19 protein-coding genes and 1 pseudogene are annotated in these 22,652 nt (G+C 71.1%); 11 read left to right on the top strand and 9 right to left on the bottom strand.

The window, feature by feature from the left end; translation table 11 throughout:
• The first annotated feature begins 608 nt into the window (after positions 1–608).
• The 3 genes from rsmG (at position 609) to Q6969_RS01730 (ending at position 3,274) form a co-directional block, all read left to right on the top strand.
• Positions 609–1,244: a 16S rRNA (guanine(527)-N(7))-methyltransferase RsmG gene (rsmG, locus tag Q6969_RS01740; protein WP_317228907.1), complete on the top strand. Its 636-nt coding sequence runs from the start codon at positions 609–611 to the stop codon at positions 1,242–1,244.
• A gap of 144 nt (positions 1,245–1,388) precedes the next feature.
• A complete protein-coding gene (locus Q6969_RS01735; RefSeq protein WP_317228906.1) occupies positions 1,389–2,270 on the top strand; it encodes an AAA family ATPase in 882 nt (293 codons plus the stop codon).
• Positions 2,270–3,274 (top strand): ParB/RepB/Spo0J family partition protein, encoded by a 1,005-nt coding sequence (locus Q6969_RS01730; protein WP_317228905.1) that lies wholly within the window; start codon positions 2,270–2,272, stop codon positions 3,272–3,274. The genes Q6969_RS01735 and Q6969_RS01730 overlap by 1 nt, the downstream gene beginning before the upstream one ends.
• Before the next feature lie 338 nt (positions 3,275–3,612).
• Here Q6969_RS01730 and Q6969_RS01725 read toward each other — a convergent pair whose 3' ends face one another.
• The 6 genes from Q6969_RS01725 to Q6969_RS01700 form a co-directional block, all read right to left on the bottom strand.
• Positions 3,613–4,578, bottom strand: a complete 966-nt coding sequence (locus tag Q6969_RS01725) for a D-alanine--D-alanine ligase (RefSeq protein ID WP_317228904.1) — start codon at positions 4,576–4,578, stop codon at positions 3,613–3,615.
• Between the two features lie 49 nt (positions 4,579–4,627).
• Positions 4,628–5,950, bottom strand: a complete 1,323-nt coding sequence (locus tag Q6969_RS01720; RefSeq protein WP_317228903.1) for a PLP-dependent aminotransferase family protein — start codon at positions 5,948–5,950, stop codon at positions 4,628–4,630.
• A gap of 198 nt (positions 5,951–6,148) precedes the next feature.
• The gene (gene trxA / locus Q6969_RS01715; protein WP_094116833.1) at positions 6,149–6,472 is read right to left on the bottom strand and encodes a thioredoxin; all 324 of its coding nucleotides are present in this window, start codon (positions 6,470–6,472) and stop codon (positions 6,149–6,151) included.
• Positions 6,473–6,556: 84 nt separating this feature from the next.
• Positions 6,557–7,594, bottom strand: coding sequence for a thioredoxin-disulfide reductase (trxB, locus tag Q6969_RS01710; protein WP_317228902.1), 1,038 nt, complete (start codon positions 7,592–7,594; stop codon positions 6,557–6,559).
• A 156-nt stretch (positions 7,595–7,750) separates the two neighbouring features.
• Entirely contained in the window at positions 7,751–9,382 is a 1,632-nt protein-coding gene (murJ, locus tag Q6969_RS01705; protein ID WP_317228901.1) for a murein biosynthesis integral membrane protein MurJ, read from the bottom strand.
• 36 nt (positions 9,383–9,418) lie between these two features.
• The gene (locus Q6969_RS01700) at positions 9,419–11,686 is read right to left on the bottom strand and encodes a DUF6049 family protein (protein WP_317228900.1); all 2,268 of its coding nucleotides are present in this window, start codon (positions 11,684–11,686) and stop codon (positions 9,419–9,421) included.
• Between the two features lie 93 nt (positions 11,687–11,779).
• On the opposite strand from Q6969_RS01700, the gene Q6969_RS01695 reads away from it, so the two are divergent.
• The 6 genes and pseudogenes from Q6969_RS01695 to dnaB all read left to right on the top strand — a co-directional run bounded on the left by Q6969_RS01695 (position 11,780) and on the right by dnaB (position 17,003).
• A complete protein-coding gene (locus tag Q6969_RS01695; RefSeq protein WP_317228899.1) occupies positions 11,780–13,210 on the top strand; it encodes a CCA tRNA nucleotidyltransferase in 1,431 nt (476 codons plus the stop codon).
• A gap of 194 nt (positions 13,211–13,404) precedes the next feature.
• Positions 13,405–13,749: pseudogene (rpsF, locus tag Q6969_RS01690) on the top strand (30S ribosomal protein S6); the annotation flags it as partial.
• 102 nt (positions 13,750–13,851) lie between these two features.
• Entirely contained in the window at positions 13,852–14,406 is a 555-nt protein-coding gene (locus Q6969_RS01685; protein WP_043583663.1) for a single-stranded DNA-binding protein, read from the top strand.
• A gap of 36 nt (positions 14,407–14,442) precedes the next feature.
• On the top strand, positions 14,443–14,706 hold the full coding sequence (rpsR, locus tag Q6969_RS01680) for a 30S ribosomal protein S18 (RefSeq protein WP_012039648.1): 264 nt from the start codon (positions 14,443–14,445) through the stop codon (positions 14,704–14,706).
• Positions 14,707–14,717: 11 nt separating this feature from the next.
• The gene (gene rplI, locus Q6969_RS01675) at positions 14,718–15,170 is read left to right on the top strand and encodes a 50S ribosomal protein L9 (protein ID WP_094116830.1); all 453 of its coding nucleotides are present in this window, start codon (positions 14,718–14,720) and stop codon (positions 15,168–15,170) included.
• Positions 15,171–15,623: 453 nt separating this feature from the next.
• Positions 15,624–17,003: a replicative DNA helicase gene (dnaB, locus tag Q6969_RS01670; protein ID WP_086518435.1), complete on the top strand. Its 1,380-nt coding sequence runs from the start codon at positions 15,624–15,626 to the stop codon at positions 17,001–17,003.
• Positions 17,004–17,186: 183 nt separating this feature from the next.
• Here dnaB and Q6969_RS01665 read toward each other — a convergent pair whose 3' ends face one another.
• The 3 genes from Q6969_RS01665 to Q6969_RS01655 form a co-directional block, all read right to left on the bottom strand.
• The gene (locus tag Q6969_RS01665; RefSeq protein WP_317228898.1) at positions 17,187–17,537 is read right to left on the bottom strand and encodes a CHY zinc finger protein; all 351 of its coding nucleotides are present in this window, start codon (positions 17,535–17,537) and stop codon (positions 17,187–17,189) included.
• A 16-nt stretch (positions 17,538–17,553) separates the two neighbouring features.
• Positions 17,554–19,179: a peptide chain release factor 3 gene (locus Q6969_RS01660; RefSeq protein ID WP_317228897.1), complete on the bottom strand. Its 1,626-nt coding sequence runs from the start codon at positions 19,177–19,179 to the stop codon at positions 17,554–17,556.
• Positions 19,180–19,262: 83 nt separating this feature from the next.
• Positions 19,263–19,652 carry a MerR family transcriptional regulator gene (locus Q6969_RS01655; protein ID WP_317228896.1) on the bottom strand — a complete coding sequence of 130 codons (390 nt, stop codon included), beginning with the start codon at positions 19,650–19,652 and terminating at the stop codon, positions 19,263–19,265.
• 337 nt (positions 19,653–19,989) lie between these two features.
• Here Q6969_RS01655 and Q6969_RS01650 point away from each other — a divergent pair, with 337 nt between their 5' ends.
• Both Q6969_RS01650 and Q6969_RS01645 read left to right on the top strand, forming a co-directional pair.
• On the top strand, positions 19,990–21,447 hold the full coding sequence (locus tag Q6969_RS01650) for a SulP family inorganic anion transporter (protein ID WP_317228924.1): 1,458 nt from the start codon (positions 19,990–19,992) through the stop codon (positions 21,445–21,447).
• Between the two features lie 44 nt (positions 21,448–21,491).
• Positions 21,492–22,652, top strand: a 1,161-nt coding sequence (locus Q6969_RS01645; RefSeq protein WP_317228895.1) for a glycosyltransferase, incomplete at its 3' end; no start/stop codon positions are given.

The raw sequence follows: 22,652 nt of genomic DNA, 5'->3' as shown, positions 1-22,652 counted from the left end.
CGGCCGCGCGGATGGTGAGCGTCAGGATCATTTCACGTCACATCCCGCGGTAGGTGACTGTCGTAGTCATTGACCTACCGACGTACTGTGTGGACGCGAATCCGTTCGAGAGGGATCAGGGGAGATGTTCTGCTTCCATGCATATTGCGTGACCGCCCGAGATGCTGGGTGGAGGCGGACCGACGAAGATACACCTGTCATGTTTCACGTGAAACATGACGAGACCTCAGGCATCACGCTTGTGCCCACGGCGGATGCGGAATCTACAGAGCTCCCTGCGATCACCGCACCATCGTCGTCTCCATAGCTCTCTGGAGTGCGGCGCAAGGCGCAGGCGGTTCCCGTCGTCTGAGCACGAGGCCCCTGCCTCGCAGTGGCGCTTTTGCGCCTGCGAGACCGCTCGGTTTCACGTGAAACATTCGGTGCCTGGCGCCCTCGGTACGGAGGGGCCCGTGAGGGCGATCGGTCATTGGTAGGTGCGTGGGGCCCGACCGATCGACGCTAAACTCGGACGATCGTGGTTCTGCTCGTCGTGATCGAGCTGATGGCAGGCCGGATGACGCTCGACCCAGGGCATTGACGAAGCACGACCACAGGATGGATCAAGAATGCCCGATGAGGTCCTGATCGAGGCGGAACCCGCAGTCTCCGCTGAGCTGTTCGGAGACCGTATCGACGTGGCGCGCGAGTTCACTCGCCAACTAGGGGAGCGGGGTGAGGAGCTCGGCCTGATCGGTCCATTGGAGCCACCTCGCCTGTGGACACGCCATGTCCTGAATTCGGTCCTCCTCGCTCCGCTGCTGCGCCCCGGCCTCGTCGGCGACATCGGATCAGGTGCCGGACTTCCGGGCCTGGTTCTCGCCATCGCTCGCCCAGACGTCGAGTTCGTGCTCATTGAACCCATGGAGCGCCGCGTAGCGTGGCTCGAGGAGCAGGTGCAGCACCTGGGCCTGTCCAATGTCGCCGTCCGACGCGCTAGGGCCGAGGACGTGGCGCGCGCCTACACACTCGATCAGGTGACAGCGCGGGCGGTCAGCGCGTTCTCCAAGCTGATTCCCTTGACCGTGCCGCTCATTCGAACTGACGGGGAGCTCGTGCTGATGAAGGGCGCCAATGCGGAACGCGAGGTCGAGGCGGCGAGCAAGGCCATCCGGAAGTTCCACTTGGAGGACGTGGAAGTACTCACCTTGGGCGAGGGTCAGGTCTCGGAGGTCACCCGCGTGATCAGGGCCCGCGTCGCGTGACCCGCCAGCATGCCCGGCAAAGGAAAAGCCTGACCAGAGCAATATTCGCTTTCCTGCTTGCACCACGAACGGCCATGTTCCACGTGAAACATCACGGATGCGAAAGACGACGAATGGTCGTGTCCAAACGAATGGGGGATCCTCGTGGATGACGAACTCAGCCCGATCGCACGGGAGATCTCGGAGACCAGCCGACGCCGCAAGGCACTCGCCGGTCTGATCCTCCCGCGACCTCCCGCAACTCGGGTGCTGACGATCGCCAATCAGAAGGGGGGTGTGGGCAAGACCACGTCCACCGTCAACCTGGCTGCGGCGCTGGCCAAATCCGGGTCGCGAACCATGGTGATCGACCTCGATCCACAGGGCAATGCGTCCACGGCCCTCGGTGCCGATCGGTCGACGGAACTCCCCAGCGTCTACGACGTCCTCGTGAACGACGTCCCGATCTCGGAAGCCGTACAACGCAGTCCCGAGTTCGACACGCTCTTCTGCGTTCCTGCGACCATCCATCTCGCCGGCGCGGAGATCGAGCTGGTCACGTTGGACCAGCGCGAACGTCGTCTCCGAGGGGCATTGGACGTGTTCCTCGGCTCTGAGGCCGGTCGTGACATCGACTACGTCCTGATCGATTGCCCGCCCTCGCTCGGTCTCCTGACCATCAACGCCTTCAGTGCTGCGAAGGAGGTGCTCATCCCCATCCAGTGCGAGTACTACGCGCTGGAGGGGCTGAGTCAGCTGCTGTCCAACATCGAGCTCATCGCCCAGCATCTGAACCCGGAGCTGCAGATGAGCACCATCCTGCTCACCATGTACGACGGCCGCACGAACCTCGCTCAGCAGGTGGCCGCGGAAGTCCGGGAGCACTTCCCGCAGCAGACGCTCACGACGCTCATCCCACGATCGGTGCGCATCAGTGAGGCACCCAGCTACGGCCAGAGCGTCATCAGCTACGACCCCAACTCTCCTGGCGCCCTGTCCTATCTGGAAGCGGCAGCGGAGATCGCACACCGAGGAGCGCACAAGTAATGGCAACCAAGAGAACCGGCCTGGGACGCGGCATCGGAGCGCTCATCCCGACTTCCGACGAGCGCAGCCGGCCCGTCGATGTATTCTTCCCGGACAGCGTCGGTGCGGGCGCGCCGAGCGGCGTCCAGGGCGGAGGGCCCACGGGATCGCCAGCGAAGTCCGGTGATCCGGAGCTCGTCGAGGTGCCTGGCGCCCGTCTCGCGAACCTCGATCCCGCGGACATCACGCCCAACGCACAGCAGCCGCGGACGGACTTCCGACCGGATGAGCTACAGGAGCTCGTCGTGTCGATCCGGGAGTACGGAGTGCTCCAGCCCATCGTGGTCCGGCCCCTGGGCGCGGACGCCGAGGGCAAGGAGAAGTACGAGCTCGTCATGGGCGAGCGCCGATTGCGCGCCACCAAGGAGCTCGGGCTCGCCGCGATCCCCGCGGTCATCAAGGACACCGCCGACGAGTCGATGCTGCGAGATGCGCTCCTCGAGAATCTCCACCGGTCGGAGCTGAACCCTCTGGAGGAGGCAAGCGCCTACCAGCAGCTGCTCGCGGACTTCGCCATCACGCAGGACGAGCTGGCCCAGCGGCTGGGACGCTCGCGGCCCCAGATCACCAACACGATCCGTCTGCTCCGCCTTCCGCAGGAGGTCCAGCACCGCGTCGCTGCCGGCGTGCTCTCTGCCGGTCATGCTCGGGCGATCCTCTCGTCGGGGGACGAGGAGGCCATGCGCCACCTCGCCGACAAGATCGTCAATGAAGACCTCTCCGTGAGGGCGGCGGAGGCCGCGGCTCAGCGCGGCCAGCGCACGACCACGCCGCGGAAAAGCGCCGCATCGTCCCGGACCGCGCATCTCGACGAGGCAGCGCAGCGCATCGGCGACCACTTCAACACCAGTGCGCGCGTGACGATGTCGGCGCAGAAGGGGCAGATCATCATCGACTTCGCGACGCTCGGTGACCTCACGCGCATCGTGCAGGAGATGGGCGTCCCCGGCGGCGATCCGGTCTGAGGCCCATGGCTCTCCGGTACCCCGACTGCCGGAGTGTCCCTGATCGGGTTCTGCGACGACGCGGGGCACGGAAATGCCCTCTCGGCTGATGGATGTCACGCACTCGCGCACGAGGACGCCGCGCGTCATGTGCGCGTGAGCACGGAGCCCGTCTGCACCTGGGGTCGGCCCTGGCCCACGGGAGCTCGACCGTCGGACAGCCGCCGGCTTTGCACGGACCTGCCCGTGAGGGACCCACGCACCCGTCAGGGACCCACGCACCCGTCAGGGACCCACGCACCCGTCAGCGTGACGAACCGGCGTCGGCGCGTACAGGGGGATCAGTAGGACGAGCGGGATCAGTCGGACGAGCGGGCGCCGAGGGCCGCCTCGGCCAGGCGGCGGTACAGCTCACCGACCTCGACACCAGCGGCAGCGAGACCCTGGGGGAGGAGGGACGTCTCCGTCATGCCGGGGATGACGTTCACCTCCAGGAACCAGGGTGCCCCGTCCGCGTCGACGATGATGTCGACCCGCGAGACCTGTCCGATGCCGAGCGCGATGTGGATCCGCACCGCGGCGTCCGCCACTGCGGCGGCCGCCTCGGGCGAGACGCGCGCCGGGGTGTAGAAGCGGGTCAGCCCGGCGTTGTAGCGCGCCTCGTACCCGTACACGCCGGATGTGGGCACGATCTCCGTGGCGGGCAGGGCCTGCGGGCCGTCGCCCGTGTCGAGCACGCCGATGGCGATCTCGGTGCCTTCGACGAGCTGCTCGATGAGCGCGACGTCACCGTAGGTGTAGGCATCGACCATGGCCCGGGGGAGGGCCTCGGCATCGCGGACGATGGTGACTCCCTGGGCCGAGCCCCCGCGGGCGGGCTTGACGGCATACGGAGCCGGGACGGTTTCCGTGACCAGGCGCAGCACGGCGGCGGCGCCCAGCTCGCGGAAGGTGTCCTTCGGCAGGGTGATCGAGCGCGGGGTGCGGAGTCCCGCCGCCTCCGCGAGCGCCTTCGCGGTCGGCTTGTCCCAGGCGAGCCGGGCGGAGCGCGCGGAGGATCCGACGTAGGGGACGCCCGCCAGCTCGAGCAGACCGAGGAGGGCGCCGTCCTCGCCGCTCGCGCCGTGCAGGACCGGCCACACGACGGCGGGAGGGGTCTCCCGGAGGAAGTCGAGCAGGGTCGCGTCCGGGTCGCGGAGGGTGGCGTCGACCCCGGCGCTGCGCAGCGCATCGGCGACCCGGCGTCCGCTGCGGAGCGACACGTCGCGCTCGTGGGAGATGCCGCCGGCCAGGACGACGACGGAGAGGGGGTCGTGTGCGGTCATGATGCTCGATCCAGTCGTGTGCGGTGTCCGAGGGCGTGCGGTGGTGGGGTCAGTCCAGGTCCGGGGGCGGGGCGGCCACGGACGTGGTGGGGCGGGACGCGAGCGCTCCCGTGCCCGAGAACGTGCTGAGGAGGTCCAGCTCGTCGTCGATGACGGTCGACATGCGTCGGACCCCCTCGCGGATGCGCTCCGGGGTGGGGTAGCAGAACGACAGGCGGATGGCGTCGCGCCCCCGTCCGTCCGCGTAGAACGCGGTACCGGGCGTGTAGGCCACGAGGGCGGTGACGGCGCGGGGCAGCATCTGCTTCGAGTCGAGCTGCTCGGGCAGCTTCAGCCACACGTAGAAGCCGCCGTTCGGCACGGTCCAGCTGAGGCTCGGGAGGTGCTCCTGGAGCGCGGAGAGCGTCGCGTCGCGGCGTTCGCGGTACACGCCGCGGAAGGTGTCGATCTGGCCCTTCCAATCCGAGGCGTGCAGGTACTCCGAGATGATCAGCTGGCTGAAGGAGCTGGGGGAGAGGACGGCGGACTCCTGGGCCAGGATCAGCTTCTCGCGGATGGCGTGCGGCGCCAGCGCCCAGCCGACCCGGAACCCGGGAGCGAGCGTCTTGGAGAACGACCCGAGGTAGATGACGCCCTCGTCGTCCAGGCTCCGCAGGGCGTCGGGTGCCGGGCGGTCGAACCACAGGAGGCCGTAGGGGTTGTCCTCGAGGACGAGGATGTCGTTCGACCGGCAGATCTCCAGGATCTCGGGACGACGCGCGGCCGACATGGTGACCCCGGCCGGGTTGTGGAAGTTCGGGACCGTGTAGAGGAACTTGATGGTGCGCCCCTCGCCGCGGATGCGGGCGATCGCCTCACGCAGCGCCTCGGGGACGAGGCCCTCGTCATCCATGACCACGTGCTCCACGACGGCCTGGTAGCTGCGGAAGACGCCGATCGCCCCGACGTAGCTGGGCGCCTCGGCCAGGATCACGTCGCCCGGGTCGATGAACAGCTTCGTGACGAGGTCGAGCGCCTGCTGGGAGCCCGTGGTGGTGACGATGTCGTCGACGCTGCCGCGGATGCCCTCGAGCGCCATGATCTCCAGGATGTCCTCGCGGAGCTCGGGTGTGCCCTGCCCACCGCCGTACTGGAGGGCGACCGGTCCGCGCTCGCGCATGACCTTCTCCATGGCCGTGACGATGAGCTCCTGCGGGAGCGCGGAGACGAACGGCATGCCGCCGGCCAGCGAGACGACCTCGGGACGGGAGGCCACGGCGAAGAGGGCGCGGACCTCGGAGGCGCTGAGGCCGGAGGTCCTCTCCGCGTAGTGGGGGAACCAGGGGTCGAGGTTGGTGCCCGCGGGATCGCGGGGGGTGCCTGCAGGTGTCACGTCACGTCTCTCACTGTCCGATTGCCGTCCAGCCTAATGGGCGGCCCCTCGCGGTCCGTGGCGCGGTGCGGGGCGGGAGGGCGGCGGCCGGCACCGAGGGCCGTACCCGGCGCCGGGGGATGACGGAGGGCCCGGCACCTGGTGGTGCCGGGCCCTCCGGATGGTGCGTCCCGCGGTGATGCGCGGGGGGGGGGAGTGCTACTTGAGGAACTCGGCGAACTCCTGCTCGAGCGCGGGCTTCGGCTTGGCGCCGATGACGGTCTTGACGACCTCGCCGCCGCGGAAGACCTTCATCGCCGGGATGGACGTGATCTTGTACTTCATGGCGACCTCGGGGTTGTCGTCCACGTCGATCTTGACGAGCTCGATGCCGGGGTTCTCGGCGGCGATCTGGTCGAGGACGGGGGAGACGGCCTTGCACGGGCCGCACCAGGGCGCCCAGAAGTCGACGATGACGGTCTTCTCGGCGTCGAGGACGTCGGCCTGGAAGCTGGCGTCGGTGACGTCGCGGGAGTGGGACATGGGTGCTCCTTCGTGGGATTCGGGGGGAGCCGGGCGGTTCCCGGGTCCTTCGGTGCTGTCGGGCGTCGTGAGGCGCCGCGAGGACTACAGGCGATCGGCGCCGACGAGCTCGCCGTCGGGGTCGACCGCGCTGCCGGCGGCGGGGGCACCGTGGCCGGCAGGGCCCTCCGGGCCGTCCGACGCCGCGTCGAGCAGGGTGTCGGGCAGCGACGCGAGGAAGTGCTCGGCGTCCAGCGCCGCGATGGTGCCCGACGCCGCGGCCGTGATGGCCTGGCGGTAGGTGGGGTCGATCACGTCGCCGGCCGCGAACACGCCCGGCAGGTTCGTACGGGAGGAGCGGCCTTCGACGGCGATGGTGCCCTCGCTCGTCAGCTCCAGCTGCTGGTGGAACAGGTGCGTGCGGGGGTCGTTGCCGATGGCGATGAAGAGGCCGTCGAGCGCCAGCGGTCGCTGCTCGCCCGTGACCGTGTCCTCGAGCACGACGCCGTCGACCTTCTCGCCACCCGTGATGTCGACCACCTGCGCGTTCCAGACGAACTCGATCTTCGGGTTCTCGAACGCGCGGTCCTGCATGATCTTCGACGCGCGCAGGCTGTCCTTGCGGTGGATCACGTAGACCTTCTCCGCGAAGCGGGTGAGGAAGGTGGCCTCCTCCATGGCGCTGTCGCCACCGCCGACGACCGCGATGGTCTTCTGGCGGAAGAAGAAGCCGTCGCAGGTGGCGCACCACGAGACGCCGTGGCCGCTCAGGCGGTCCTCCGACGGGAGGCCGAGCTTGCGGTACGCGGATCCGGTCGCGGCGATGACCGCGAGGCCCTCGTGCACGTCGCCGTTGCCGAGCGTGACGCGCTTGACGTCGCCCTGGAGCTCGACCGAGGTCACGTCGTCGAGGACGACCTCCGTGCCGAACCTCTCGGCCTGCGCCTGCATCGCCATCATGAGGTCGGGGCCCTGGATGCCCTCGGGGAAGCCCGGGTAGTTCTCGACCTCGGTGGTGTTCATGAGCTCGCCGCCGGCCTCGACCGAGCTCGCGATGAGGAGGGGGGTGAGGTTGGCGCGGGCGGCGTAGATGGCGGCCGTGTATCCCGCGGGACCCGAACCGATGATGATGATCTGACGCACGACGGCTTCTCCTCCACTGCTCGGCGGGGCACCGTCCCGGCGCCCGCTCACCTCTGCAACAGACCCACGGTAGCGGCTATTCCTTGGCCTCCACCGGGCGACGGCGCGCATGCGGGCGGCGTCGCGCGAGAGCCCGTCCGGCGTCCGTCGGAGGGGTCAGCGGCGGCGGATGCGGCGCAGCACGGGACCGGCGAGCTGCTGCAGCTCGGAGGATCGCATCGCGGCCAGGGAGGCCAGGTAGACGGCCGTCATGACGGCGGCGATCGGGATCCCGACCAGGAGGGCCGAGCCCTTCGAGTCCACGCCGATGCCGGTGAAGGCGCCCCCCGAGACCAGCTGGAGCAGTGCCAGGCCGACCAGGGTCGTCGGCACGGCCGCGACGGCGAAGCGGACGGAGCTGCGGAGGATCCGGTGCCCGTCGATGCGCCCGATCCGGCGGCGGAGCAGGACCGCCGCGAGCACGGCCTGCCCGGTGACGGTGACGGTCTGCAGGACGGCGAGCCCCACGCCGATCAGCTCGACGGGCTGCTGCGCGATGACCAGCGCGCCGGCGATGAACACCACGACCTGGGCGCACTGGATGAAGAAGGGCGTGCGCGTGTCCGAGAGCGCGTAGAAGGCGCGCTGCAGGACGAAGAGGGTGCTGAACGCCGGCAGGCCGAGGATGAACGCGATGAGCACCACGCCGTACCCGCGCACCTCGCCCGAGTCGCCCGACACCATCACCCGGGCGACGGGACCGGCGAGGACGGCGATGAGCGCGGTCGAGAGGACCGTCATGAGCGCGACGGTGCGGATCGCGGAGGAGAGGTCGACCCGCATGCTGTCGTGGTCGCCCTCGCCCGCGTGGGTGCTCATGCGCGTGAAGTACGCGGTGGCGATGGAGACGGCGAAGATCGAGTGCGGGAGCATGAAGAACAGCCACGCGTTCAGCAGGATGGTGCTCGACGGGCTGTCCGAGGTGGCCGCGATGTTGGCGACGTTCGACTGGGCGATGCCGGCGAGCTGCGTGACGACGAGCATCCCGAAGGTCCAGCCCGCGAGGCGGCCCGCGGTGCCGAGGCCGACGCCCCGCCAGGCGAAGTCGAAGCGGAAGCGGAGACCCACGCGGCGCCAGAAGACGAACAGGATGAGCGCCTGCGCGACCACGCCGAGGGTCGCGGATCCCGCGAGCACGACGATCTTGTCGAGGCTCCAGTCGTCGACGGGGCGGCTCCCGGATCCGAACATGGCCTGGAAGAGGAGGAGGCCGGCGATCGCGACGACGTTGTTGAGGACCGGCGCCCAGGTGAACGGCCCGAACGAGCCCCGCGCGTTGAGGACCTCGCCGAGCACCGCGTAGAGGCCGTAGAAGAGGATCTGCGGCAGGCACCAGTACGCGAACGCGACGACCAGCGCGAACACGTCCGGCGGCAGGGTGGCGGCGTACAGGCGGGACACCACGGGGGCGCCCACGGTCGCGAGGACCGTGACGCCGCCGAGCACGACGATCGCGATGGTGACGAGCTTGTTGATGTAGCCGGCGCCGCCGTCCGCGTGCTTCGCGGCCCGCACGACCTGCGGCACGAGGACGGCGTTCAGGACGCCGCCGGCGATGATCACGTAGATGTTGTTGGGCAGCTGGTTGGCGTTCGAGAAGGCGTTGGAGCTGCCGAGGGTCGCGCCGATGGTCTGCAGCAGCACGATGGCCTTGACGAAGCCGAGGATGCGCGAGACGAACGTCCCCGACGCCAGGAGTGCGGACGCGCGGCCGATGCCGCCGCCGCGGGAGGCGGGGGCCGCGGTCATGTCCGGTCCGATGCGGAGGTGCGCGACGCGGTCCGGTCAGTCATCGATCTCCTCGGGCAGGCCGGCGAGCTGCCGGGCTCGGGCGCGGCGGCGCTTGCGGATGCTGCGGAACAGGCCGAAGCCGAACAGGAGGGCCACGGCCGCGACGAACAGCGTGGTGACGACGGCCTCGAACCCGGCGCGGATGAAGAGCTCGACGGGCGCGCTGTCCCCGATCTGGACCGTGCCGTCCTCGGTGGTCAGGCGTGCCGTGACCACGACGTCGCCGTTGGAGATGGAGGTGATCGGCGGTCGGGCGGAGGCGCTGCCGTGCGCGGGCACGGTGACGACCGCGGAGTCGTCGACGCGGATCCGGCCGCTGCCGGCGATGATCGACAGCCGCACGGTGACGGGCTGGTCGAGCTCGTTGCTGACGTTGATGAGGAGGCTCGTCGTGTCGCTGATCACGGTGTTCTGGCGGGTGGTGATGGCCACGGAACCCAGCACCCCGTCCGCCTGGGCGGTGTAACCGTCCTGGACGGTCACGAGCCCGTCCGGGTCGTCCCGCCAACGGTTGGAGAGCGTCGCGAGCAGGAGCATGCGCTGCTGGCCGGTGATGAGCTCCGGCCGCTCCACCGCCCTCGCGAACGCGTCCACCTGCGCCTCGAGCGACATCGCGTCGGCGACGCGCTGGACGCGGCCGGCGTCCTCGGGCTGGTCCACGACCTGCAGCGGCACCGAGGGGCTGCCGAGCGCGGTGGTCGCCGCGGCGGTGTCGCTGAAGGGGAGGGCCTGGATCGCGTCGAGCAGCTGGCCCAGGCGCGCTCCGGAGGCCGCCCAGCCGCGCTCGAGGCCCGCGACGACGACGTGGCCGTCGTCCTCCCGCGCGTCGGCCGCGAGGGTGGCCGAGAGCTGCGCGAGCGCGATCCCGAAGGACTCGTCCGTCGCCGCGGAGAGCGCCTGGTCGACGAGCGCCGAGACCCGGCTGTCCGTGACGAGGATCCTCATGTCGCCCACGGTGCCGGTCGCGCCGACGGGCGCGGGGACGGCCGCGGTGCCGGCCGCCTGCACGTCGCCGCTCGCGAGGACCGCGGTGGTGACGCCGCTGGCGGCGAGGACGCCGAGGTCGTCGGAGGTCATGGTGCCGGCGGCCGGCCAGGCGACACCCGGGATCGTGTGGTCCCAGGCCGTGAGGTCCTCGAGGCTCGGGACGGGCGAGAGGACGGGCGCGGCGGGGCTGGGGCTCGGCTCCGGCTCCTCCGTGGGCTCCTCGGCGGGTTCGGTCGAGACGGCGGCGGACGCCGATCCGCTCGTCGCGTCCGGCGCCGGCGTCTCCGTGGGCGTGGGGGCGGGCGTCGACCCCGGCTCGGCGAACCGGGGCGCCTGCACGGCGTAGGAGGCGTCGGTGGGCCCGAGGAGGGTCGCGGCGCCGGCCTGCGACTGGACGGCCACGTCGGCGTCCGCCCACGCCAGGGCGAAGGTCTCGTTGGGCATCTCGCGGAGGCGCTGCAGCCAGTCCACGGCGGATTCCGGGGCGTCGACCCCGAGGATCCGGATGGACGCGAGGATGCGCGGATCGATGCCGACCGCGACGGGGCGGCCGTACACGGCGTCGAGCTGGCGCGCGAGGGTGCCGCCGGGGGAGGTGTAGGTCGCGAGGGCCTCGGCGTCGATGAAGTCGGACGCGCTGGGCGGCACCGTCAGCGGCATGACCGCCGCGACGGGCACGGGTGCGGGATCCTCGCCCGGGCTCCAGACGAGTGCGCCGCGCCCGGTCGCCACGTCGACCCCGCCTGCCGCGAGCTCCGCGGTGAGTCCGCGCGGGCCGAAGCCGCCGCGGCTGCCCTGCAGGGCCACGGTGCCCGACGGGATGGTGAGGGGCACGTCGACGGTGCCGCCGGCGGGCACCTCCGGGCTGTCGGTCCGCCCGATGCGGGGTCCGGTGCGGGAGTTCGCGTCGGTCGCCGCGGTGTCGAGCCAGCCGTCGAGCTCCGTGCGCGTGTCCAGCACGGTGCGGTTGAGGTCGAGGTCGATGCGTCCGGCCGGAACCGCGGTGTCCGTGCCGTTGACGACGGAGACCGTCACCGTGAGGTCCTCGCCGGGCGCGAGGATCCCCTCCGAGGACGGGGTGACGGTGAGCGTCACCCCCTCGGTGGCCGCCTGCGCCGGGGTCGCGGGAGCCGCGACCGTCCCGGCGGCGAGCGTCCCGGCGGCGACCGTGGCGCACACGAGGGTGGAGATCGTGCGTCGCGCGGTTCGCCGGATCAGCCGGAGGGCTCTGTCCGTGCGGGTGGGGCCGGCGTCGTGTCGAGGCGCGGCGTGCATCTGGCGATTCTAAAGCGCGGGTCCCGCGCGGCCCGTGCGCGCTCGCCGTGGAGGCCGGATGCGCGACGGGGCACCGCCGTAGACTGTCCGACCATGCACAGCGTCGCACAGGCCCTCGAGCGTCTCCGCGAGCTGGCCGCATCGCCCCCCGTCGCCGTGCTGGCACGCGCCTTCCATGAGGCCGGGCATGAGCTGGCCCTCGTCGGCGGCCCGGTGCGCGACGCGTTCCTCGGCCGCGACGCCACGGACCTCGACCTCACGACGGATGCCCGCCCCGACCGCATCCTCGAGATCGTGAAGCCGGTCGCCGACGCGCATTGGGACATCGGGCGCGCCTTCGGCACCATCGGCGCCCGGGTGCGAGGCGAGCAGGTCGAGATCACGACCTACCGCACGGACCAGTACGACGGCGTCTCCCGGAAGCCCGAGGTCGAGTTCGGCTCCTCCCTGGAGGAGGACCTCGTGCGCCGCGACTTCACCGTCAACGCGCTCGCCGTGCGTCTCCCGCAGGTCGTGCTGGTCGACCCCTCGGGCGGCATCGACGACCTCCTCTCCCAGGTGCTCCGCACCCCCGTCGCCCCGAAGGTCTCCTTCGGCGACGACCCGCTGCGCATGATGCGCGCCGTGCGGTTCGCCTCCCAGCTGGGCTTCCACCTCGACGACGCCGCGCTCGCCGCGATCCGGGACATGTCCCCGCGGATCCTCGACATCTCCGTGGAGCGCGTGAGCGACGAGCTGTCCAAGCTGCTCCGCACCCCCGAGCCGCGCGCGGGGCTCGACCTGCTGGTGGAGGGGGGCCTCGCCGAGCACGTGCTGCCGGAGCTCCCGGCCATGAAGCTCGAGGCCGACGAGCACCACCGGCACAAGGACGTGTACCAGCACTCGCTCCAGGTCCTCGACCAGGCCATCGACCACGAGCGCTCCCGCCACCCGGGTGCCGCGCCGGATCTCGTCCTCCGCCTGGCCGCCCTCCTCCACGACATCGGCAAGCCCTCCACCCGCCGGCTCGAGCCGGGCGGGGTCGTCACCTTCCACCACCACGACGTGGTCGGCGCGAAGATGGCCAAGCGGCGGCTCCGCGCGCTGCGGTTCGACAACGACACGGTCGCCTCGGTGGCCCGGCTCATCGAGCTGCACCTGCGCTTCTTCGGGTACACCGAGGGCGGCTGGACCGACTCCGCCGTGCGCCGGTACGTCCGCGACGCGGGTCCCGAGCTCGAGCGGCTGCACATGCTCACCCGCGCGGACGTCACGACGCAGAACCGCCGGAAGGCGGACCGCCTCGGCTTCGCGTACGACGACCTCGAGGCGCGCATCGCCGAGTTGGCGGAGCAGGAGGAGATGGCCGCGGTGCGTCCCGACCTCGACGGCGAGGCGATCATGCGCATCCTCGACGTGCCGCCGGGCCCGGTCGTCGGCCGCGCCTACCGCTTCCTCCTGGAGCTGCGGCTGGACGAGGGGCCGCTTCCCGAGGGCGAGGCCACGCGCCGCCTCGTCGCCTGGTGGGCGGCCGAGCAGGGCTGACCGGCGCGGATCCGCACGTCCGCGCCCCGCGGTCTGGTGCCGTCCCTCCCCATCCGGTAGTCTTCTGAGGTTGTCCGCCCGGCAACGGGACTCCTTTGCCCCGCGCGGACAGATGCACATACCCTCCTGTCGCAGATCGTCTGCGACCGTTCAAGTCCGAAGGAGGTGGGTTAGTGACGCATCAGTACGAACTCATGGTGATCCTGGATCCCGAGATCGATGAGCGCACCGTCGCTCCCAGTCTCGACAAGTTCCTCAACGTCATCCGCACCAGCGGTGGCACCGTCGACAACGTCGACGTCTGGGGCCGTCGTCGACTGGCGTACGAGATCAACAAGAAGAACGAGGGCATCTACGCCGTCGTCCAGCTCACCGCCACGAGCGAGGCCACGCAGGAGCTCGACCGCCAGCTGGGTCTGTCCGAGGCCGTCATGCGCACCAAGGTGCTGCGTGCCGAGGAGGCCATGGCCATGGTCGCCTCCGCTGCGAAGCTCGCCGACGAGAAGGCCGCCCGCAAGGCAGCCGCCACGTCCAAGGCCGCAGACGCCGCGCCCCAGGCGCCCGCCACGGATGCCGCTCCGGCGACGCCCGGCAAGCCGGCAGCCCAGGCTGCTTCCAGCGAGAAGACCGGGGAGTAGTCGATGGCCGGCGAAACCATCATCACGGTCGTGGGCAACCTCACCAGTGATCCGGAGCTGCGGTACACGCAGAACGGGCTGGCGGTAGCCAACTTCACCATCGCCTCCACGCCGAGGTCCTTCGACCGCGCGAGCAACGACTGGAAGGACGGCGACGCCCTCTTCCTCCGTGCGAGCGTGTGGCGCGAGTTCGCCGAGCACGTGGCGTCCTCGCTCACCAAGGGCTCGCGTGTCGTCGCGACCGGCCGCCTCAAGCAGCGGTCGTACGAGACGAAGGAGGGCGAGAAGCGCACCTCCATCGAGCTCGAGGTCGACGAGATCGGCCCCTCGCTCCGCTACGCGACCGCACAGGTCACGCGCGCGGCCGGCGGCGGCGGCAACGGCGGCGGAGGCAACTCCGGCGGCGGTGGCCGTGGCCAGTTCGGCGGCGGACAGCCCCAGCAGCAGCAGGTGGCCGAGGAGCCGTGGGGCACCCCCGCGAGCTCCGGAGGCAACTCCGGCGGCGGCGACGGCGGCTGGTCCAACCCCGGCAACTTCAACGACGAGACGCCCTTCTAGGGCTCGTCGCACTACGTACGAAAGACAGGAACAATCATGGCTGGAAAGAGCAGCGGCGACCGCCGCAAGCCTCTCCGCGGAGCCAAGGGCGGCAAGAACGCCGCCCCGGCGAAGTCCATCCGCGTCGGCGTCATCGACTACAAGGATGTCGCCACCCTCCGCAAGTTCATCTCCGAGCGGGGAAAGATCCGCGCTCGTCGAATCACCGGTGTCTCGGTGCAGGAGCAGCGCCTCATCGCGCGCGCAGTCAAGAACGCGCGCGAGATGGCACTTCTCCCCTACGCCGGCTCCGGCCGTTAAGGGGTAATGGAATGTCGAAAGTAATCCTGACGACCGAGGTCTCCGGCCTCGGTTCCCCCGGAGACGTCGTCGAGGTCAAGAACGGGTTCTCCCGCAACTACCTCGTGCCCCAGGGCTTCGCGGTCATCTGGAGCCGCGGCGGCGAGAAGCAGATCGAGCAGATCAAGGCCGCGCGTGCCGCTCGCGAGCACGCGACCATCGAGGAGGCGCAGGACCTCAAGAGCCGCCTCGAGGCCAAGATCGTCAAGCTGACCGTCAAGGCCGGCCAGGGCGGGCGCCTCTTCGGCTCCGTCAAGACGTCCGACATCGCCAAGGCGGTCGAGGAGTCCGGCATCGGCCAGGTCGACAAGCGCAAGATCGAGATCCCCACGGCCATCAAGGCCACGGGCAACCACGAGGCCACGATCCGGCTCCGTGACGACATCGTCGCCACGATCAGCCTGCAGGTCGTCGCCGCGAAGTAACGCAGCACGAGCACGATGGCGGTGGGCATGATGCCCACCGCCATCGGCGGTTAAGGAGCCGGTCAGAGGGCCCCGATCCCCAGCTCCATCCACAGGCGAGGCCCTAGCAGAAGAACCCTCAAGCGCTGGTCCAGACTAGTTTCCCCACATTGGGTGTGGAACTCCGCGGTGCTGGTCAGCGGGTGATTCCTTGGTCGGATCCGCGAGTAGTGCACAGGCTCATCCCCAGGTAGTCCACACGATCCCCGGCGTTTCGCCCACTTTCTCCACAGCCCCGTCCACAGGTGCATTTGGTGTCGCGGGGGGTCGATCCATATCGTGGGGCAGCACCCGTCGAACGGGTCGCCGGAGGACCCGAGAGGGGTCCGGCCGACGCCGTCCGAGCGGTGTCGGAGGTCCGAGCTAGAACGGTCGTGCGGGCGCATCCGCCCAGCCGACCGAGGGGAGCCGCACGTGTCCATCGCCCATCTGGGTCTCGCCGGCGAACGGGACGAGCGCGACAAGCGCGCCGGTCACGAGCGCACGCCGCCGCACGACCTCCTCGCCGAGCAGAGCGCCATCGGCGGCATGCTCCTCAGCAAGGACGCCGTGGCGGACGCGGTCGAGCAGGTGCGGGCGATCGACTTCTACATCCCGAAGCACGAGATCATCTTCGACGCGATCCTGTCGCTGTACTCGCATGGGGAGCCGACGGACGTCATCGCGGTCACCGACGAGCTCACCAAGCTCGGCGAGCTGAGCCGCGCCGGCGGCGCCGACTACCTCCACACGCTCACGAGCGTCGTGCCCACGGCGGCCAACGCCGGCTTCTACGCGTCCATCGTCGCCGAGAAGGCGGTGCTGCGCCGCCTGGTCGAGGCGGGCACCCGCATCGTGCAGATGGGGTACGCGAGCGAGGGCGAGGTCGTCGACCTCGTCAACAACGCGCAGGCGGAGATCTACGGCGTCACGGGCGGCGTGGAGGCCGAGGACTACGTGCCCCTCACCGACGCGGTCACGGTGGCCATCGACGAGATCGAGGCGGCCAAGGGCAAGGACGGCCAGATGACCGGCGTGCCCACGGGCTTCGCCGACCTCGACGCGCTCACGAACGGCCTCCACCCGGGCCAGCTCATCATCGTCGCGGCCCGCCCCGCGCTCGGGAAGTCGACCCTGGCGCTCGACTTCGCGCGCGCCGCGAGCATCAAGTTCGACATGCCGTCCATCTTCTTCAGCTTGGAGATGGGGCGCAGCGAGATCGCGATGCGCCTGCTGTCCGCCGAGGCGTCGGTGCCGCTGCAGAGCATGCGCAAGGGCACCGTGGACGCGCGCGACTGGACCACCATCGCGCAGACCCGCGGCCGCATCAACGACGCGCCGCTCTACATCGACGACAGCCCGAACATGACGCTGGTCGAGATCCGCGCGAAGTGCCGTCGGCTCAAGCAGAAGGTGGGCCTCAAGCTCGTCGTCATCGACTACCTGCAGCTCATGACGAGCGGCAAGAAGGTGGAGTCGCGTCAGCAGGAGGTCTCCGAGTTCTCGCGTGCGCTCAAGCTCATGGCGAAGGAGCTGCAGGTGCCGGTCATCGCGCTGTCGCAGCTGAACCGCGGGCCGGAGCAGCGCGCCGACAAGATGCCGGCCATCTCCGACCTCCGCGAGTCCGGCTCGCTCGAGCAGGACGCCGACATGGTCATCCTGCTGCACCGCGAGAGCGCCTACGAGAAGGACAACCCGCGCGCGGGCGAGGCCGACTTCATCGTCGCCAAGCACCGCAACGGACCGACCGGCACCATCACGGTGGGCTTCCACGGGCACTTCTCCCGCTTCGCGGACATGCCCGCGGGCGGCTAGCCGAGGGCGGCGTTGCGGGCGGTCCTGCGGCGTTGCAGGTGGGCCCGGGGGCGCTGCGGACGGTCCTGCGGCGCTGCGGGCGCTCCCGCTGCTGCGGGCGGGCCTGGGGCGCCGGGCCCGGAGCCGGTGCATCGGCGTCCCGTGCTCAGGGTGCGGGCCTTCGAGGCCTGCCCACGACGCCGTTCACGGGGCGAAGTAGAGGTGGGCGTGCGCCGCGCATCCGGGGTTGAACGGCGCAGCGCACCGCGGGCAGGTCTCGGCCGCGAGGTACTGCGGCACCGTCATCGTGGCGCGGCAGACGCCGCACAGGGCCGCGGGCAGGTCGTGCTCCGCCCGGGGGATCACCTCGAGGGGATGGTCGGCGACGGCCGCGTGGCACAGGTGGCACGGGTACCAGGCATCGCAGCAGGGTGCGCGCAGGGCGACGACGTCGAGCCGCGAGCCGTAGTGCTCGCAGCGCGTCTCGGAGTCGATCGTGAGCCCGAGGACGGCGGGGACGCGGCTGGCCGGGACGTGACCGGATGAGGGGGTCACGCGCGGATGCCCGTGATCACGCGTCCGGTAGGGCCGTCGCCGCGTCGACGAGGGTGAGCTCGGGGCTGTCGCGCTCGATCGCCTTGAGGCGCCACGGGGTGGTGATGAGGGCGATGTGAGTGCCGTCCGAGCGCACGAGCACCTCCACGCCGATGGTCTTCGCGAGGGCGGGAGCGGAGGCGGCGTCGGTGATCCGGGCCACCTGGTACTCGAGCGGCTCCATCCGGAGCGGCGCGCGGAACTCGTTCGTCATGCGCTCGACCACGACCTCGAACTGCATCGGCCCGACGGCACCGAGCACGGGCGCCTGGTCGCCGCGGAGGTCGGAGCGCATCACCTGGATGACGCCCTCGTGGTCCAGCTGCTCGATGCCCTTCCGGAACTGCTTGTGGGTGCTCGTGTCCTTCGAGCGCACGACGCGGAAGAGCTCGGGCGCGAACTGCGGGAGCCGCGGGAAGGTGACGGGAGCGCCGTCGAAGAGGGTGTCGCCGACGCGGATGTTGGACGCGTTGACGAGGCCGACGACGTCGCCCGGGTAGGCGTCCTCCACCGTGGAGCGCTCGCGGCCGAACAGCTGCTGGGCGTACTTGGTGACGAAGGGACGGCCCGTCTGGGCGTGCGTCACCGTCATGCCGCGGTGGAAGACGCCCGAGCAGATCCGCATGAAGGCGAGCCGGTCGCGGTGGGCGGTGTTCATGCCCGACTGGACCTTGAACACGAAGCCGGAGAAGTCGTCCTCGACGGGACGCGTGCGGTCCTTCTCGTCCGGGCGCGGCTGCGCAGCGGGCGCGATGGAGTCGAGCGCGTCGAGGATGTGCGTCACGCCGAAGTTGAGGACGGCCGCCGCGAAGAGCACGGGGGTCGTCCGGCGGGAAAGGAAGGACTCCTCGTCGTGGTCCTGACCCTCCTCGTGCAGGAGCTCGCTCTCCTCGACCGCGTCGGTCCACGCGGATCCGGCGGCGGCGAGGGCCTCCTCGGGCGACATGCGCGTCTCGGGGGCGATGCTCGCGCCGCCCGCGGTGCGGGTGAAGTGGACGCACTCGCCGGTGGAGCGGTCCACCACGCCGAAGAACGCGCCGGACTCGCCGACCGGCCACGTGAGCGGGGTGGGGAGGAGGCCCGTGCGCTCCTTGATCTCGTCCATGAGGTCGAGCGGCTCGCGGCCGGGCCGGTCCCACTTGTTGATGACGGTGATGATCGGGATGCGGCGCTGGCGGCACACCTCGAACAGCTTCATGGTCTGGGTCTCGAGCCCGCGGGACGCGTCGACCAGCATGATCGCGGCGTCGACCGCGGAGAGCACGCGGTACGTGTCCTCGGAGAAGTCGGCGTGACCGGGGGTGTCGACGACGTTCATGACGGTGTCGCGGTGGGTGAACTGGATCGCGGCGGAGCTCACCGAGATCCCGCGCTCCTTCTCCATGTCCATCCAGTCGGAGACCGTGGACTTCCGGCCCTGCTTGCCGTGCACGGCGCCCGCGGAGCCGATGGCGTGCGCGTGCAGCAGCAGCGCCTCGGTGAGCGTGGACTTGCCCGCGTCGGGGTGGGAGATGACGGCGAAGGTGCGACGGCGGGACGCCTCGCGCAGCACGGGACCGGCGGAGGCCGAGGCGGCGGCGCGGGGAGGGGTGATGGTCGACACCCCTCCATGGTACGAGGCGGTTCCGGGAGGGACGTCCGCGGGACGTGTGCGGACCCGCGCATCCGCGGGGGAGGACCCGTGCGTCAGCGGGCGCGGAGGCGGTCGAGGAACTCGTCGGCCATGCCGAGGTGCTCCGCGAGGCGGCGTCGGCGCTCCTCCGCGTCGGTGATGAAGGCAGCGAGGTCGGCGCGGAGCGACGCGGTGTCCTGGTCGGGGCCGGCGGCGTCGAGCGCGTCGGTCACCTCGAGCAGGCGCATCATCTCCTCGAGCGAGAAGCCGAGCGGCTTCATCCGGCGGATGAGCAGGAGCCGCTCCAGGTCCTCGTCCGTGTACAGGCGGAACCCGCCGTCGGAGCGGCCCGACGGCCGGAGCAGGCCCGTCTCGTCGTAGTGGCGGAGCGTGCGGTGCGACAGGCCGGTGCGCTCGGCGAGCTCGCCGATCTGCATGGTCGCGGAGCCGGCAGGGCGCGTCATGCGGGCCTCCAGACAGACCCTCCCCTCACGTGAGGGCAGGGTAGGGTGGGGTGGGTCGCGGCCGGATGGCCACGTCCGACCATTCTCCCCGAATCCGGGAGACGCATCACCGCCCCGTCCGGGGGCGTCCGCTCCGCGCGGGCACCCGGGTGGAGCCGTGGGATGCGCGCCCCGCCGTCACCGGCCCGGGCCCGGTTCGCACCCCTGTCCTCCTCGTCCTCCTCCCGATCGGAGCACCGTGTCCGTCACGCCCCCCTCCGCCGTCGACCCGGCCGCCCCGGGTCCCGGCCGCCGCCCGTCCGCGGCGCCCGCACCGTCGCCGACCGTCCTCGAGGCCCTGCGGACGCCGCGCATCCTCACCCGGGAGGTCCTGGCCGGCCTGGTGGTGGCGCTGGCGCTCATCCCCGAGGCGATCTCGTTCTCGATCATCGCGGGCGTGGATCCGCGGGTGGGCCTGTTCTCGTCGTTCGTCATGGCCGTCACGATCGCGTTCCTCGGCGGCCGCCCGGCGATGATCTCCGCGGCCACGGGGGCCGTCGCCCTCGTCATCGCGCCCGTCGCGCGCGAGCACGGCATGGACTACTTCCTCGCCACGGTGATCCTCGCGGGCGTCCTGCAGGTCGTCCTCGCGGTGCTCGGCGTCGCACGGCTCATGCGGTTCATCCCGCGCTCCGTCATGGTCGGCTTCGTCAACGCGCTCGCGATCCTGATCTTCACGGCGCAGATCCCGAACCTCGTCGACGTCCCGTGGCTCGTCTACCCGCTCGTCGCGGTGGGCATCGCGATCCTCGTCCTGCTGCCCCGCGTCACCCGCGCGGTCCCCGCGCCGCTCGTCGCCATCGCCCTCCTCACCGGTGCGACGGTGCTCGGCGCGCTCGCCGTGCCGACCGTCGGCGACCAGGGCGAGCTGCCGCGCAGCCTCCCGGAGCTGTTCCTGCCGCAGGTCCCGCTCACGCTCGAGACCCTGGGGATCATCGGGCCGTACGCGCTCGCGATGGCGCTCGTCGGGATCCTCGAGTCGCTGATGACGGCGAAGCTCGTCGACGACATCACCGACACTCCCTCCCACAAGACGCGCGAGACCTGGGGCCAGGGAGCCGCGAACATGCTGTCGGGCCTGTTCGGGGGCATGGGCGGCTGCGCGATGATCGGCCAGACGATGATCAACGTGAAGGCCTCGGGGGCGCGCACGCGCATCTCCACGTTCCTCGCCGGCGTCTTCCTGCTGCTGCTCGTGGTGGTGCTCGGCGACCTCGTGGCCGTCATCCCGATGGCCGCGCTCGTCGCCGTGATGGTGATGGTGTCGGTGGGCACGTTCGACTGGCACAGCATCCGGCCGTCGACGCTCAAGCGCATGCCGGTCGGCGAGACGCTCGTCATGGTGCTGACGGTCGCCGTCGTCGTCGCGACGCACAACCTCGCGATCGGCGTGGTCGTCGGCGTCATCGCGGCGATGGTCGTCTTCGCCCGGCGCGTGGCGCGCTTCGCGACGGTGGAGCGCACGGTGGTCGAGGACGCGGACGGCGAGCCGACGGCCGAGTACCGCGTCGTCGGGGAGCTGTTCTTCGCGTCGAGCAACGACCTCACCACGCAGTTCCGGTACGCGGAGGACCCCGCGCGCGTGCGCATCGACATGAGCGGCTCCCACGTCTGGGACGCCTCGACGGTCGCCGCGCTCGACGCGATCACCACGAAGTACGAGCGCCGCGGCACGACCGTCGACATCGCCGGGATGAACGACGCGAGCCTCCGCATGCACGGACGGCTCGCGGGACGGCTGGGCGGCGAGGGCTGAGCCCGGCCGCGGCGGGCGGGCCGGCCGCTCGTAGGATCGGGCGCATGAGGATCGCGTTCGTCTCGCTGCACACGTCGCCGATCCAGAAGCCCAGCACCGGCGACGCCGGCGGCCTCAACGTCTACCTTCTGGAGCTCGCGCGGAGCCTCGGGCGGCAGGGGCACGAGGTGCGGCTGATCACCCGGGCCACCGATCCGGCCGACCCGGCGGTGCTCCCGGTCGCCCCCGGCGTGAAGCTGGTCTCCCTGCACGCCGGTCCGGCCGGGCCGCTCGCCAAGGAGGAGCTGCCCGCGATCACGGATGCGTTCTCCGCGGCGCTCGCCGCGCTGCCGCCGGCCGACGTCGTGCACGGCCACTACTGGCTGTCGGCGGTCGCGTCGCTCCCGGTGGCGCGGGCCTGGGGCGTCCCGCACGTCCTGACCCTGCACTCGGTGTCGGCGGGCAAGAACCGCCGGCTCGTCGCCGGCGACACCCCCGAGCCCGCGTCGCGGCTCGCCGACGAGGGGCGGCTCGTGCGCGCGTCGGACCTCGTCATCGCGTCGGCCGAGTCCGAGAGGCGGCTGCTCGTGGAGGCGTACGACGCCGACCCGGCCGCCGTGCACGTGGTCGCGCCGGGCGTGGAGTCGGCCTTCCTGCAGGAGCCGTCGGGCCGGGACGGCGGCGGCAGGGTGCGCATCGTGCTGCTCGGCCGGATCCAGCCGCTCAAGGGGCAGGACGTCGCGGTGCGGGCGCTCGCGCTGCTGGATCCCGCGACCCGGCCCCTGCTCGTGATCGCGGGCGGGGTGTCGCCCGGCCGGGACGCCTACGCGGCGGATCTGCACGCGCTCGTGCGCTCCCTCGGGCTCCAGGACGACGTGGTGTTCACGGGCGCGCTCGACCGGGCGTCGACCGCGCGCGCCCTCGCGGCCGCGCACCTCGCGCTCATGCCCTCCGCGGCGGAGACCTACGGCCTGGTGGCGCTCGAGGCCGCAGCGTGCGGCACGCCCGTGGTCGCGTCGCGCACCGAGGGCCTCGTCGACTCGGTGCGGGAGGGGGTCAGCGGCGTCTTCGTGCCGACGCGCGAGCCCGACGACTGGGCCCGCGCGATCCGCGGGCTGCTGGCCGACCCGGCCGCCCTCGCGCGGCTGTCCGCCTCGGCCCGGGAGCATGCGGCGCGGCACACGTGGGACGTCGCCGCGGCCGACGTCGCCGAGGAGTACCGCCTG

The organism is Clavibacter sp. MX14-G9D (assembly GCF_032917815.1).
GTDB classification, from domain to species: Bacteria; Actinomycetota; Actinomycetes; order Actinomycetales; family Microbacteriaceae; genus Clavibacter; species Clavibacter michiganensis_K.
Note: the sequence above shows the minus strand (reverse complement) of the source record. Positions and strands in the feature narration are given on the sequence as shown.